The following is a 12,282-nucleotide window of genomic DNA, read 5'->3' as shown; positions in this document are numbered from 1 at the left end:
CCCGCATGAATGCAGCGACCGACGCCCTCTCCGTGCTGATCGACAAGGTCTCCAGCGAACGCGACGACGCGCAGCTCGAGCTGCAGCGCGCGCAAGGCGCGCTGGCCGCCGCGCGGCAGCAGCTCGAGCAGCTGGGCGCCTACGGCCGCGACTACGCGCAACGCTATGCCGGCGCACGCAGCAGCTCGGTCGAACTGCTGCGCTGCTACCACGGCTTCATGGACCGGCTCGACCAGGCGCAGGCGATGCAGCGCCGCGCCTGCGAGCAGGCCGAGTTGCGCGTCGAGCGCACGCGCGCCGAGCTGCTGGCGCTGGAGCTGCGCGTCGCCTCGGTCAAGAAGCTGATCGAGCGCCGCGATGCCGACCACGCCCGCGCCGCCGAGCGCCGCGAGCAGAAGCTCACCGACGAGCAGGCCTCGCGCGCCGCCTGGCAGCGCCTGGCCGCCGGCGGCGCGCTCGCGGCCTGATCGATCGATCAGCGAACGAACGAACAAACACAAACCGCCCTCGCCCGCCATGACCGTCCAGAACCCCGCCTGGCTCTCGTCGACGAACGCCGCGGCCCAGGCAGCCGCCAACCAGGCAGCCGCGAACACGCGGTCCGACAACGTCGAATCGCCGGGCCGCTTTGCCGCCCTGCTCGACCGCGCGCAGGACGCGCCGGCGCGCGGCCGCGACAGCGCGCTCGGCAATGCCTTCGAGGTGCGCGAGGCGCAGCGCCCCGAGCGCGAGCCGGCGCGCGAGCCCGTGAGAACGGCCGAGGCGCCAAGTGCCGAGCGCGCGAGCGAGCCGCCCGCGCGCAGCGAAGCCGGCGCCTCGGGCACGACCGCGCGGCCGGCCCGCGAGCGCGCGCGCGAGACGCAGCGCCCGAGCGGCGAACGCACGGCGCCGCAGCGCGGCAACGAAGCGCGGCGCGAAGAAGGCGCCACCGCTTCGGCCGACGCCGACGCGACGGCCGATGGCGATGCGGCCGGCAGCGCCAAGCCCGCAGCCGTGGCGGGCGCCGATGCGCTGGTGACCGGCCTGCCCGCCGCGCCGGCCGCCGGCAGCACCGACCTGATGAGCTGGCTCGAACGCCTGGCCGCGCAGACCGGCGGGGCCGCGGGCGGCGAGGCCGTGGTTGGCGCCGCGGCCAAGGCCTCGGCGGCGGTCGATGCCGCCGCCGCGCCGGCCACGATGCCGAATGGCACGCCGTTCGCCGCCGATCCGGCCGCCGCGACCGAGGTCATGAGCGCCTCGATGCTGGCCGGCACCACGGTGCCGGCCGCCGGCAACGACGGCGCCGCCGCAGGCGGCGCGCGCATCGAGCCAGCCAGCCTGCCGGGTGCGGCCACGGCCGCGGCCGGCGCGACGCACCGCACGGCCGAGTCGGCCGCGCCGCGCGAGGCACACGTGCCGGCACCGATGGATTCGCCCGAGTTCCCGCAGGTGTTGTCGAGCCAGATCTCCAGCTTCGCGCGCGACGGCGTGCACGAGGCGCAGCTGACGCTCAACCCGGCCGAGATGGGCCCGGTGGCGGTGCGCATCGTCGTCGACGGCAAGGACGCGCAGGTCGCCTTCCACGCCAGCCAGGCCGCGACGCGCAGCGCGCTCGAGGCCAGCCTGCCGACGCTGGCGGCGTCGCTCTCCGAAGCCGGGCTCACGCTGTCGGGCGGCGGGGTGTTCGACCAGGCCGCGCAGCAACAGCACTCGGGTGATCGCCAGGACGGCGGCGGCGGCCGCTTCGCCGCGTCGTCGGCCGATGCCGGCGAGGACATCGCCGTGGCGGGCCGTGCAGCACGTCACGCGCAGCCGCGCGGGTTGCTCGACACCTACGCGTGATCGGCGCCTGACCCTCACCCCAACCCTCTCCCGCAAGCGGGAGAGGGAGCATGAGAGGGACCGCCTTGCTCCCTCGCCCCCTTCAGGGGGAGAGGGCGGGGGTGAGGGGGCAACGAACAAGCACCGAATTGGCCGCTGTTCCTCCCCGCTTATCCCCGCTTGCCCCCCAAGGTGGCTCCGAATAATCGGCCTCAAGAACACACACGAGGCCAGGAGCCACCATGTCCGCCGCCACCGCCGTCGACGCGACGCCGAAGAAGGGTTCGAAGAAGCTGATCCTGATCCTTGCGATCGTCGGGCTGCTGCTCGTGGTCGGGGGTGGGGGTGCGGCCTTCATGCTCAAGCAGCGCGCCGCCGCGGCCGCTGCCGCGGAGGAAGACGGCGAGGAAGTCGAGGCCGCGCACGCGCCGGCCAAGAAGCGCGATCCGAAGTACGTGCCGACCTTCGTCGCGCTCGATCCCTTCGTCGTCAACCTGGCCGACCGCGAGCAGGAGCGCTACGCGCAGATCGGCGTGACGCTGGAAGTCGACGACGCCAAGGTCGCCGAGGAACTGAAGGCCTACATGCCGGCGATCCGCAACGGCGTGCTGATGGTGCTGGCCCACAAGACCTCGGCCGAGCTGCTCGAGCGCGCCGGCAAGGAGAAGCTGGCCGGCGAGATCATGCGCGAGGCGGTGCGCCCGCTGGGCATCGAGCTCGAGGACGGGGCCGCGGACGAGGCGGCCGACGACAAGCCGGCGAAAAAGAAGAAGCGCAAGGCCGCCGAGCACAACCCGGTGCAGCAGGTGCTGTTCTCGAGCTTCATCATCCAGTGAGCGATCGATGACTGGGTTTGCCATGCGTGACAACAGCCCGCCGCAGGGCCGCCCCAAGGCGGGCTGCGCCCCCTCGGGGGGCAGCGCAGCGGCGCAGCCGCAAGCGTGGGGGCGCCAATGAGCCAACAGATCCTCTCGCAGGACGAGGTCGATGCCCTGCTGCAGGGCATCACCGGCGAAAGCCAGAAGCTCGAGGCCGAGGAGGCCGACAGCGGCGGCATCCGCCAGTACGACCTCGCGAGCCAGGAACGCATCGTCCGTGGGCGCATGCCCACGATGGAGATCATCAACGAACGCTTCTCGCGCAACATCCGCGTGGGGCTGTTCAACTTCATCCGGCGCACGCCGGAGGTGGCCGTCGGCGCGATCAAGGTGCAGAAGTACAGCGCCTTCCTGCGCGAGATCGTCGTGCCGACCAACTTCAACATCATGTCGGTGCGGCCGCTGCGCGGCTCGGGCCTGATCGTCTGCGACCCGACGCTGGTGTTCGCGGTGATCGACGCGCTGTTCGGCGGCGCGGGCAAGTTCCACACGCGCATCGAGGGCCGCGACTTCTCGCCCACCGAGCAGCGCGTGATCACGCGCCTGGTCGACGTGATCTCGGCCGAGTACAAGAAGGCCTGGCAAGGCGTCTACCCGATCGAGCTGGAGTATCAGCGCTCGGAAATGCAGCCGCAGTTCGCGACCGTGGCCGCGCCGAGCGAGATCGTCGTGACGACCTCGTTCACGCTCGAGGTCGGCGACACATCCGGCACGATCCACTTCTGCATTCCCTACGCGACGCTGGAGCCGATCCGCGACACGCTGTACTCCACCGTGCAGGGCGACTCCGCCGAGCACGACCGCCGCTGGGTCAAGCTGCTGACGCACCAGATCCAGGCCGCCGAGGTCGATCTCGTCGTCGAGCTGGGCACCGCGCCGGCCACCGTGGAGCAGCTGCTCGCGTTCAAGCCGGGCGATTTCATCGAGCTCGACCTCGAGCCCACCGTCGAAGCCAAGATCGACGGCGTGCCGGTGTTCGAGGGCCAGTACGGCACGAGCAACGGCCGCTACGCGCTGAAGATCGATCAACTGCTGACCAACCACAACATGAGCTGGCTGGGAGAACCCAATGTCTGACGCCGCCAAGAACGCCACCGACGAACAGGACGCGATGGCCGCCGAATGGGCGGCCGCGCTGGAGCAGCAGTCCTCGGCCTCGGCCACCGAAGTCGTCGCGGCCGACCAGGTTGCGCCGGCGTCGTTTGCCAACTTCACGCCGACCGGCGCGGCCGGCGCGGGCAACGACATCAACATGATCCTGGACATCCCGGTGCAGCTCACCGTGGAGCTGGGCCGCACGCGCATTCCGATCAAGCACATCCTGCAGCTCGCGCAGGGCTCGGTGGTCGAGCTCGACGCGCTGGCCGGCGAGCCGATGGACGTGCTGGTCAACGGCTACCTGATCGCGCAAGGCGAGGTGGTGGTCGTGAATGACAAGTTCGGCATCCGCCTGACCGACATCGTGACGCCGAGCGAGCGGATGCGTCGTCTCAGCCGCGGCATGTGATGTCGTCGAATCTAGGCCTGCCGCTGCTGTGGTTCATCGCGATCGTCGCGATGATTCCGCTCGCCTTGTGGCTGCTCAAGCGCTCGCCGATGGGTGCCGCGATGGGCGCCGGCGCGAACGCGCCGGCCAAGGTGGTGGCCTCGCTGCCGCTGGGCCCGAACCAGCGCGTGCTGACGCTCGAGGTCGGCCAGGGCGACGAGCGCCGCTGGCTGCTGGTGGGCGTGACGCCGCAATCGATCAACGCGCTGCACACGCTGACGCCGCCGCCCGCCGCGCCGGCCGCGGACAGCGCCGCGCAACCCACGCCTTTCGCCGCGCTGATGAGCAAGTTCGCGCCGCCGAAGAAGGACTGACGGCGGTGCGCCTCGTGAAGCCCTCTTCCCTTTTCTCGCCCGCCGCAGGCCGCGCGCTTGTCGCGCTGTCGGTGTTGTCGGCCGTTCCTTGCGCGGCTTTAGCGCAGCAGGCCGCGGGCGGCGGCGCCAACCTGCCGCTGATCATCGGCCAGGGCGCCGGCGGCACCAGCTACTCGGTGCCGGTGCAGACCCTGCTGTTCTTCACCGCGCTGTCGTTCCTGCCGGCCGTGCTGCTGATGATGACGGGCTTCACCCGCATCGTCATCGTGCTGTCGCTGCTGCGCCAGGCGCTGGGCACGCAGGCCGCGCCGCCCAACCAGGTGATCGTGGGCCTGAGCCTGTTCCTCACGCTGTTCGTGATGGGCCCGACGATCGACAAGGTCTACGCCGAGGCCTACCAGCCCTTCCAGGCCAACCAGATCTCGTTCGACGAGGCGCTCAAGCGCGGCGAGGCGCCGGTGCGCGGCTTCATGCTCAAGCAGACTCGCCAGAGCGACCTGGCCCTGTTCTCGCGCCTGGCCAAGCTGGACCAGAACGTGAAGCCGGAGGAAGCGCCGATGCGCGTGCTGATCCCGGCCTTCGTGACCAGCGAGCTGAAGAGCGCGTTCCAGATCGGCTTCCTGATCTTCATTCCGTTCCTGATCATCGACATGATCGTCGCGAGCGTGCTGATGAGCCTGGGCATGATGATGCTGAGCCCGGTGCTCGTGGCGCTGCCGTTCAAGCTGATGCTCTTCGTGCTGGCCGACGGCTGGAACCTGCTGCTGGGTTCGCTGGCCGCGTCTTTCGTGACCTGACGACCCGAGATCCGAGCGATGGACTCCCAACAAGTCTTCACCTTCGGCCAGCAAGGCCTCGTGCTGCTGCTCACCGTCTCGGCGCCGCTGCTGCTCACCGTGCTGGTGGTCGGTCTTGTGGTCAGCATCTTCCAGGCCGCGACGCAGATCCACGAGGCGACGCTGTCCTTCGTGCCCAAGCTGGTGGCCGCGGTCGCGGTGCTGGCGATCGCGGGGCCATGGATGCTGACCTCGATCGTCGAGTACCTGCAGCGAACGATCCAGGCGATTCCCACCGTCGTCGGCTGAGGCCGCCGCGGCGCCATGCTCACCTTCAACGAAGCCCAGCTCATGGCGTGGGCGAGCCCGCTGATCTGGCCCTTCCTGCGCGTGCTGGCGCTGTTCACCTCGGCGCCGGTGCTGGGCGTGCGCGCGGTGCCGGTGCGCGTGAAGGTCGCGCTGGCGGCGCTGATCGTCGTGTGCGCCCAGGTCTCGCTGCCCGCCGCGCCGGTGATCGCGCTCGACGGCGCGCAGGCCTTCGCGGCCGCGGTGCACAACGTCGTGGTCGGCCTCGCGCTCGGCTTCGCGGCGCGCGTGGTGTTCGCGGCGATCGAGTTCGCCGGCGAGCTGATCGGCCTGCAGATGGGCCTGAACTTCGCGGCCTTCTTCGACCCGATCTCGGCCACGCAGAGCACCGCGGTGAGCCGGCTGTTCGGCACCACCGCGGCGTGGCTCTTCGTCGTGATCAACGGCCACCTGCTGCTCACCGCGGCGGTGATCCAGAGCTTTCAGGCCTTTCCGGTGGACGGCGCGCCGCTGAGCTTCTTCACCACCGTGCAGCCGCAGGTCTGGGGCGCGGAGGTGTTCCGCCTCGGCCTGTGGATCGCGCTGCCCATCGTCACGATGCTGCTGTTCGTGAACCTGGTGCTGGGCGTGGTCTCGCGCGTGGCCTCGCAGATGAACATCTTCGCGATCGGCTTTCCGATCACGCTCGGCGTGGGCCTGGTCGGCATCACGCTGACGCTGCCGATGATGGAAGCGCCGTTCACGATGGCGCTGGAGCGGATGCTGGAGAACTTCCAGTAGCCGGCCACGGGACGACACCGACACCGACAACGACGACGATGCGCTCAGCCGAGCAGCGCGTCGACCAATCCCTCCAGGCTCTTCAGCGCCGCGTCCGGCGCCTCGTCGAACTGCGCATGCACGATCGCGCCGTCGACCGCCATCGCGATCGCGGCGGCATGGCGCGCGCGCTGGCGCGAGGGCGGCAGCAGCGCCTCGATCGCCGAGGCCATCTCCAGCTTGTGGCGCCGCGCGATCGCCGCCACCTCGGGCAGCGCTGCCCCAAGCTCGCCGACGCTGTTGATGAAGGCGCAACCTCGAAAGCCCGCGTCGCCGAACCACTCGGCCAGCGCCGGCAGCAGCGCTCGCCAGCCCTTGCGCGCGGCGCCGTGGCGCTCGAGCGCGGCGAGGAACCAGGCCATCCAGCGCTCGTGACGGTGTTCCAGGTAGGCCAGGATCAGGTCGTTCTTGCTCGGGAACTGCCGGTAGAACGTGACCTTGGTGACGCCTGACTCCGCGATCACGCGATCGATGCCGGTGGCGCGCACGCCGTCCCGGTAGAACAGGTCGTGCGCGGTCAGGAGGATGCGCTGGCGCGCCGGCAGGCCGGTGAGATCCGCGGTTTCGGTGAGAGACATGGCCCATTGTAGACAAATCTGTCTACATCGCCTAGAGTCGGTGTATGTAGACAACTCTGTCTACATACGTACCCCCACCCTCTCGCGAAAGGAAGTCAGATGGAAACCCGTCCGCCCGTCCCGCCATTCAGCCTCGAAACCGCCGTTCAAAAAGTGCGCCTCGCCGAGGACGCCTGGAACACGCGCGACCCGGCACGCGTGGTGCTCGCCTACAGCCCCGGCACGCGCTGGCGCAACCGCGCCGAGTTCCCGCTCGGGCGCGACGAGGCGCGCGCGCTGCTCGAGCGCAAGTGGGCGCGCGAGCTCGACTACCGGCTGATCAAGGAGCTGTGGGCCTTCGGCGGCGCGCGCATCGCGGTGCGTTTCGCCTACGAGTGGCACGACGACGCCGGCAACTGGTTTCGCAGCTACGGCAACGAGAACTGGGAGTTCGACGACGCCGGCCTGATGACCAGCCGCTACGCGAGCATCAACGACCTGCCGATCAAGGCCGCCGACCGCAAGTTCTTCTGGCCGCTGGGTCGCAGGCCCGACGACCACCCGAGCCTGAGCGAGCTCGGCCTGTAGTTCGCACCGGCCTCAGCCCTCGGCCGACGATGCGAAGGCCGGGTTGTGCGCCACCTCCCACAGGTGGCCGTCGGGATCCTCGAAGTAGCCGGCATAGCCGCCCCAGGCCGTGGGCGCGGCCGGCTTGACGGTGCGCGCGCCGGCGCGCCGCGCCTCGAGCATCACCGCATCGACCTGCTCCTGCGTGTCGACGTTGTGGGCGATCGAGAACTCGGTCGAACTGCGCGGACCGAGCGCGAGGCCGGTGTCGGCCGCCAGGCTGGCGCGCGGCCACAGCGCGAGCTTCAGGCCGCCGGCGAGGTCGAAGAACGCGACCGCGCCGTGCTCGAACTCGGTGCCGACGATGCCTGGCGTCGCGAAGCCGAGGCCGTCGCGGTAGAAGGCCACCGCGCGTTCGAGGTCGTCGACGCCCAGCGTGATCAGCGTGATCCTGGCTTGCATGGCTGCAGTGCTCCTTCGCAGCGGCGTCCGCAACCTATGCTACGGCGCACTTCCTGACCGTGTCGAATGTCCGCGTCGTGATGTCGGCGCCGAAAGTGCGTTCGAGCAGCTGCATGAACACGGGCCCCTTGGGTCCCGGCACGTAGGCGCAGAAGACCTCGCGGCCATCGCACTTGAGGATGCGCGCATCGTCGAGCTCGATCGGCAGCGCCAGCGCGCGCGCCGGCGGCTCGCGCAGGAAGCTGACCACGCGCTTGGCCTCCAGCGGCAGCGCAAACTCGCCGAAGGGATCGGCGGCCACCATCGCCTGCAGGGACTCGGAGGTGCGCACGAAGGTGCTGAAGCTGCGCCCCAGGCCCGCCTGCATCGCGGCCTCGCACTTGCGCTCCAGCGTCTCGAGCGCCGCGGCGCGCGCGCTGAAGGCCACGTTGCCGCTGGACAGCAAGGTCTTCACGTCGGTGAAGCCGGCCTGCTCGAAGCAGCGCTTGAGCTCGGGCATCCTGGCGTTCATCGGGCTGACGCCGCGAAGCAGCGCGACGTAGCGCGTCATGTCGCCGCGATCCGTTGCGCGAGCACGACCCGGTTGCGCCCCTGGGCCTTGGCCTCGTACAAGGCCCGGTCGGCACCTCGCAGCAATTGCTGCGGCGCGTGCTCGGACGTCGGCACCGACACCGCGACGCCGATGCTCGCCGTCACCACGCCGTGCGGCGAGGGCTCGTGTGCGTGGCCCATGGCCTGCACGCCTTCGAGGATGCCGCGCGCCAGCGCCAGCGCGTTGTCTTCGTCGGTGCCCGGCGCGATCAGCGCGAACTCCTCGCCGCCGTAGCGCGCGACCAGGTCGCCGGCGCGGCGCGCGTTGGCGCTCATCACCTGCGCGATCGCGCGCAGGCAGTCGTCGCCGGCCTGGTGACCGTAGCGGTCGTTGTAGGGCTTGAAGAGATCCACGTCGAGCAGCAGCAGCGCGAGCGGCTCGCCGCTGCGCTGCGCGCGCAGCCACTCGTTGGCCAGCGCCTCGTCGAAGCGTCGGCGATTGGCGATGCCCGTCAGCCCGTCGGTGGCGCTCAAGGCGCCGAGCTTGCTGTTCGATTCCTCGAGCGCCTGGGTGCGCTCGCGCACCTTGTCCTCGAGGCTGCGGTTGAGCGCCTTCTGCTCGTGCAGCAGCACCGCGAAGCCCATGCCGACGATGCTCAGGATCAGGATGAACTCCTGCGTGCGCAGGATCAGCTCGTGCGCCGGCGCATCGCCGAACGGCCGGTGGCCGGTGGTCTGGCCCCAGGCGGTGGCCAGCGAGATCAGCGCGACCGCCACCGAGGTCCAGCGCGGGCCGAGCCGCACCGCCATGAACAGCACCGAGGGCAGCAGCAGGTTGGGCGTGAGCGGCACGCCGATCAGGCGCTCGCCCTTGCCCGAAAGGATCGCCACCGCGAGCGCGGCGCTGCCCGCGATCACCAGCACGTCGAGCCAGGCCACGCGCACCGGCTCGCGGCCGCGCTGCGCGAAGGCCAGCAGCAAGGGCGTGTAGATCAGCAGGCCCAGCGCGTCGCCGAACCACCACAGCAGCACCAGGGTCGGGTACGGCGCGCTGGCGCCGGGCAGCGTGCGCAGCACCAGCCCCGCCAACAGCGCGCTGGCGAGCGCACCGATCAGCGGGCCGGCGATCACGAAGCGGCCGAAGTCCTGCATGCGCTCGAGCGTCGGCGAGACCTGGGCGCGGCGCAACAGCGCATAGGTGATCAGCACCTCGGCCAGATTGGTCAGACCCAGGGCCACGGCCTGCGCCGGCGGAAACACCGGCAGGTTGGCGACCAGGTCCGAGGCATAGACCAGCGCGGCGAGCAGCCAGGCGCGCTGGCCGCGGTAGTGCATCAGCGCGGCGAGCAGCACCGCGTTGGGCAGCCAGACGACGACCTCGTTCTCGGGCGAGACGGCGCAGGCGAAGGTGAGCTTGACGCTGGCGAAGTGCAGCAGCGGCAGGATCAGGCAGGCGAGCCAGGTCGGGCGTTCGCGCCGCTCGCGCCAGGCGCGCAGCACGCCGGCGATCGCCGTGGCTGCGGCCGCGGGCTTGGCGTCTTGCAGCGAGGCGGACATCTCGGCGCCTCGTCGCGTCCGTCAGGCCGGCGTCGCGGTTGCGCAGCCCTGGGGCTTGAAGACGCGCTCGGTCGAGGCCGGGTACTTGCCCAGCTTCGACAGCGGCCGGCGCGGGCGCGCCACCAGCTCGCCGCCGCAGTTGGGGCAGGTGTTGGCGAGCTTGGTCTGCGCGCAGTCGGCGCAGAAGGTGCACTCGAAGGTGCAGATGCGCGCGCGGTCGCTGTCGGGCGGCAGGTCGGTGTCGCAGCATTCGCAGCCGGGGCGCATCTGGAGCATGTCGCTTCCTTCGATTCGTTCAGACGAGCCCGTTGCGGATCGCGTAGACCGTGAGCTCGGAGTTGTTGGACAGGCCCAGCTTCTCGAGCACGCGGGCGCGGTAGACGCTCACGGTCTTGGGGCTGAGCGTGAGTTCCTGCGCGATGTCGGACAAGCGCTTGCCGCTGGCGATCAGCACCAGCGTCTGCAGCTCGCGGTCGGAGAGCTTCTCGTGGGCCGACTCCACCGCCGGCTGGGTGAGGCTTTCGGCCAGCATCTGCGCGATCTCGGGCGTGATGTACTTGCGCCCCTGCGAGACCATGCGCACCGCGTCGACGATCTGGCGCGTGTCGCTGGCCTTGTTGACGTAGCCGTAGGCGCCGGCGCGCAAGGCGCGAATCGCGTACTGGTCCTCGGGGAACATGCTGACCACCAGCACGCGCATCGCGGCGTGGCTGGCGTCTTCCTTGAGCGCATGCATGACGTCGAGCCCGCTGCGCCCGGGCAGGTTGATGTCGAGCACGAGCACGTCGGCCGTCACGTTGCGCAGCAGCGCGCGCAACTCGCCGTAGTCGCCCGCCTCGCCGACCACCTCGATGTCGGCCGCATCCGAGAGCGTGTCGCGGATGCCGCGGCGGATCAGCGCGTGGTCGTCGCAAAGGATGACCTTGATGGTCATATCGTTCCCCAGGTGGTCGGGTCGTCCGCATTCTCGGTGCGGCCCGGAACGCTGTCGATGTCGCCGTGTTCGGAGCCCTCGGCATCGAGGGGCACGCTGAGGATCAGCGTCGTGCCGCCGGGTCCGCTGGCCAGGTCGATCCAGCCGCCCACCGTGGCCGCGCGCTCGCGCAGGCCGCGGATGCCGAACGAGCGCGCCTTGGCGAGGTCTTCGCCGCTCAGGCCGCGGCCGTTGTCGCTGACCTCGAGCGACATCACGCCGCCGGCGATGGTGAGGTCCACCTGCACGCGGCTGGCCTGCGCGTGCTTGGTGATGTTGGTGAGCGCCTCCTGGCACATGCGGTAGGCCACCAGCGGCACGCCGGGCGGCAGCGTCGGCAGTTCGTCGACGTTGCAGCGAAACACCGCCTGCACCGCGCTGCGCTTCTCGAAGCGCTGGGTCATCCAGTGCACCGCCGCGATCAGGCCCTGGTCGAGGATGGCCGGGCGCAGGTTGTGCATGATGCGCTGGCTGGCCTCGATCGCGTGGGCCACGGTCTCCAGCGCCTCGAGGGCGCGCTGGGCGATCTCGGGATGGCGCGCGTTGCGCTCGATCCAGGCGAGGTCGAACTTGAGCGCCGTCAGCGAGCCGCCGACGTCGTCGTGGATCTCGCGCGCGATCGCGCTGCGCTCCTGCTCGATCGAGGCCTGAAGGTGCTGGGCCAGCTCGCGCGCGCGCTCCTCGCTCTCGGCCAGCGCGTCCTCGGACGCGCGCTTGGCGCGCTGTGCCTCGGTGGCGTCGATCGCGTGCAGCATCGCCGGCACCAGGCGCGCCAGGTTGTTCTTCAGCAGGTAGTCGTTGGCGCCGTTGCGCATGGCCTGCACGGCCACGTCCTCGCCGATCTCGCCCGAGACGATGATGAACGGCAGCAGCAGGTCGCCCGCGCGCAGGATCTGCAGCGCCGACAGGCCCGAGAAGCCCGGCAGGTTGAAGTCCGACAGGATCACGTCCCAGGGCTCGGCCAGCGCGGCGATGTAGTCCGCCTCGGTCTCCACGCGCCGCGCATCGGGCAGCAGGCCGCCGCGGCGCAGGTGCGCCAGCGTGAGCTCGTGGTCGAGTTCGGAATCCTCGAGATGCAGCACGCGCAGCCGCCGCAGGGCCTCGCTGTCGGCCATGGAGGAGGTGGCGGGGATGTGGGCCATGAGGTGAGTCGGCGCTGACTGAGCTTGTCCGGAAGGCTCGCCGGGGAAAGGCCT

The 12,282-nt window shown here is 70.5% G+C and carries 17 protein-coding genes; 10 read left to right on the top strand and 7 right to left on the bottom strand.

Annotation, left to right across the window (positions count from 1 at the left end; all coding sequences use genetic code 11):
• The first annotated feature begins 5 nt into the window (after window positions 1–5).
• The 9 genes from fliJ (at window position 6) to fliR (ending at window position 6,400) form a co-directional block, all read left to right on the top strand.
• A complete protein-coding gene (gene fliJ / locus ACO2TI_RS14950) occupies window positions 6–467 on the top strand; it encodes a flagellar export protein FliJ (protein WP_423285487.1) in 462 nt (153 codons plus the stop codon).
• Between the two features lie 49 nt (window positions 468–516).
• Window positions 517–1,821, top strand: a complete 1,305-nt coding sequence (locus ACO2TI_RS14945) for a flagellar hook-length control protein FliK (RefSeq protein WP_423285485.1) — start codon at window positions 517–519, stop codon at window positions 1,819–1,821.
• A 221-nt stretch (window positions 1,822–2,042) separates the two neighbouring features.
• Complete coding sequence (locus ACO2TI_RS14940) at window positions 2,043–2,636, top strand: flagellar basal body-associated FliL family protein (RefSeq protein WP_423285483.1); 594 nt, start codon at window positions 2,043–2,045, stop codon at window positions 2,634–2,636.
• 117 nt (window positions 2,637–2,753) lie between these two features.
• Window positions 2,754–3,755: a flagellar motor switch protein FliM gene (fliM, locus tag ACO2TI_RS14935; protein WP_423285481.1), complete on the top strand. Its 1,002-nt coding sequence runs from the start codon at window positions 2,754–2,756 to the stop codon at window positions 3,753–3,755.
• Window positions 3,748–4,185 (top strand): flagellar motor switch protein FliN, encoded by a 438-nt coding sequence (fliN, locus tag ACO2TI_RS14930; protein WP_423285479.1) that lies wholly within the window; start codon window positions 3,748–3,750, stop codon window positions 4,183–4,185. Before fliM ends, fliN begins: the two co-directional genes overlap by 8 nt.
• A complete protein-coding gene (locus ACO2TI_RS14925) occupies window positions 4,185–4,538 on the top strand; it encodes a FliO/MopB family protein (protein ID WP_423285477.1) in 354 nt (117 codons plus the stop codon). Before fliN ends, ACO2TI_RS14925 begins: the two co-directional genes overlap by 1 nt.
• Before the next feature lie 71 nt (window positions 4,539–4,609).
• Window positions 4,610–5,335 (top strand): flagellar type III secretion system pore protein FliP, encoded by a 726-nt coding sequence (gene fliP / locus ACO2TI_RS14920; RefSeq protein WP_423285890.1) that lies wholly within the window; start codon window positions 4,610–4,612, stop codon window positions 5,333–5,335.
• A gap of 18 nt (window positions 5,336–5,353) precedes the next feature.
• Entirely contained in the window at window positions 5,354–5,623 is a 270-nt protein-coding gene (gene fliQ / locus ACO2TI_RS14915; protein WP_423285475.1) for a flagellar biosynthesis protein FliQ, read from the top strand.
• Between the two features lie 15 nt (window positions 5,624–5,638).
• Entirely contained in the window at window positions 5,639–6,400 is a 762-nt protein-coding gene (fliR, locus tag ACO2TI_RS14910; protein ID WP_423285473.1) for a flagellar biosynthetic protein FliR, read from the top strand.
• Window positions 6,401–6,444: 44 nt separating this feature from the next.
• On the opposite strand, the gene ACO2TI_RS14905 is transcribed toward fliR, so the two are convergent.
• A complete protein-coding gene (locus ACO2TI_RS14905; protein ID WP_423285471.1) occupies window positions 6,445–7,017 on the bottom strand; it encodes a TetR/AcrR family transcriptional regulator in 573 nt (190 codons plus the stop codon).
• A 99-nt stretch (window positions 7,018–7,116) separates the two neighbouring features.
• On the opposite strand from ACO2TI_RS14905, the gene ACO2TI_RS14900 reads away from it, so the two are divergent.
• A complete protein-coding gene (locus tag ACO2TI_RS14900; protein WP_423285469.1) occupies window positions 7,117–7,584 on the top strand; it encodes a DUF1348 family protein in 468 nt (155 codons plus the stop codon).
• A gap of 12 nt (window positions 7,585–7,596) precedes the next feature.
• Here ACO2TI_RS14900 and ACO2TI_RS14895 read toward each other — a convergent pair whose 3' ends face one another.
• The 6 genes from ACO2TI_RS14895 to ACO2TI_RS14870 are packed head-to-tail and all read right to left on the bottom strand — an operon-like array spanning window position 7,597 to window position 12,228.
• Window positions 7,597–8,025 (bottom strand): VOC family protein, encoded by a 429-nt coding sequence (locus ACO2TI_RS14895; protein WP_423285467.1) that lies wholly within the window; start codon window positions 8,023–8,025, stop codon window positions 7,597–7,599.
• Window positions 8,026–8,059: 34 nt separating this feature from the next.
• Window positions 8,060–8,575, bottom strand: a complete 516-nt coding sequence (locus tag ACO2TI_RS14890; RefSeq protein ID WP_423285465.1) for a DUF1697 domain-containing protein — start codon at window positions 8,573–8,575, stop codon at window positions 8,060–8,062.
• Window positions 8,572–10,113 (bottom strand): sensor domain-containing diguanylate cyclase, encoded by a 1,542-nt coding sequence (locus ACO2TI_RS14885; protein WP_423285463.1) that lies wholly within the window; start codon window positions 10,111–10,113, stop codon window positions 8,572–8,574. Before ACO2TI_RS14885 ends, ACO2TI_RS14890 begins: the two co-directional genes overlap by 4 nt.
• A 21-nt stretch (window positions 10,114–10,134) precedes the next feature.
• Entirely contained in the window at window positions 10,135–10,389 is a 255-nt protein-coding gene (locus ACO2TI_RS14880; RefSeq protein ID WP_423285461.1) for a DUF1272 domain-containing protein, read from the bottom strand.
• Between the two features lie 19 nt (window positions 10,390–10,408).
• A complete protein-coding gene (locus ACO2TI_RS14875; RefSeq protein ID WP_423285459.1) occupies window positions 10,409–11,047 on the bottom strand; it encodes a response regulator in 639 nt (212 codons plus the stop codon).
• Window positions 11,044–12,228 carry a histidine kinase gene (locus ACO2TI_RS14870; protein WP_423285457.1) on the bottom strand — a complete coding sequence of 395 codons (1,185 nt, stop codon included), beginning with the start codon at window positions 12,226–12,228 and terminating at the stop codon, window positions 11,044–11,046. Before ACO2TI_RS14870 ends, ACO2TI_RS14875 begins: the two co-directional genes overlap by 4 nt.
• Between the last annotated feature and the right edge of the window lie 54 nt (window positions 12,229–12,282).

The organism is Caldimonas sp. KR1-144 (genome assembly GCF_049446155.1).
GTDB lineage: Bacteria > Pseudomonadota > Gammaproteobacteria > Burkholderiales > Burkholderiaceae_C > Rivibacter.
This window is presented reverse-complemented; position numbering and strand designations above follow the sequence as displayed.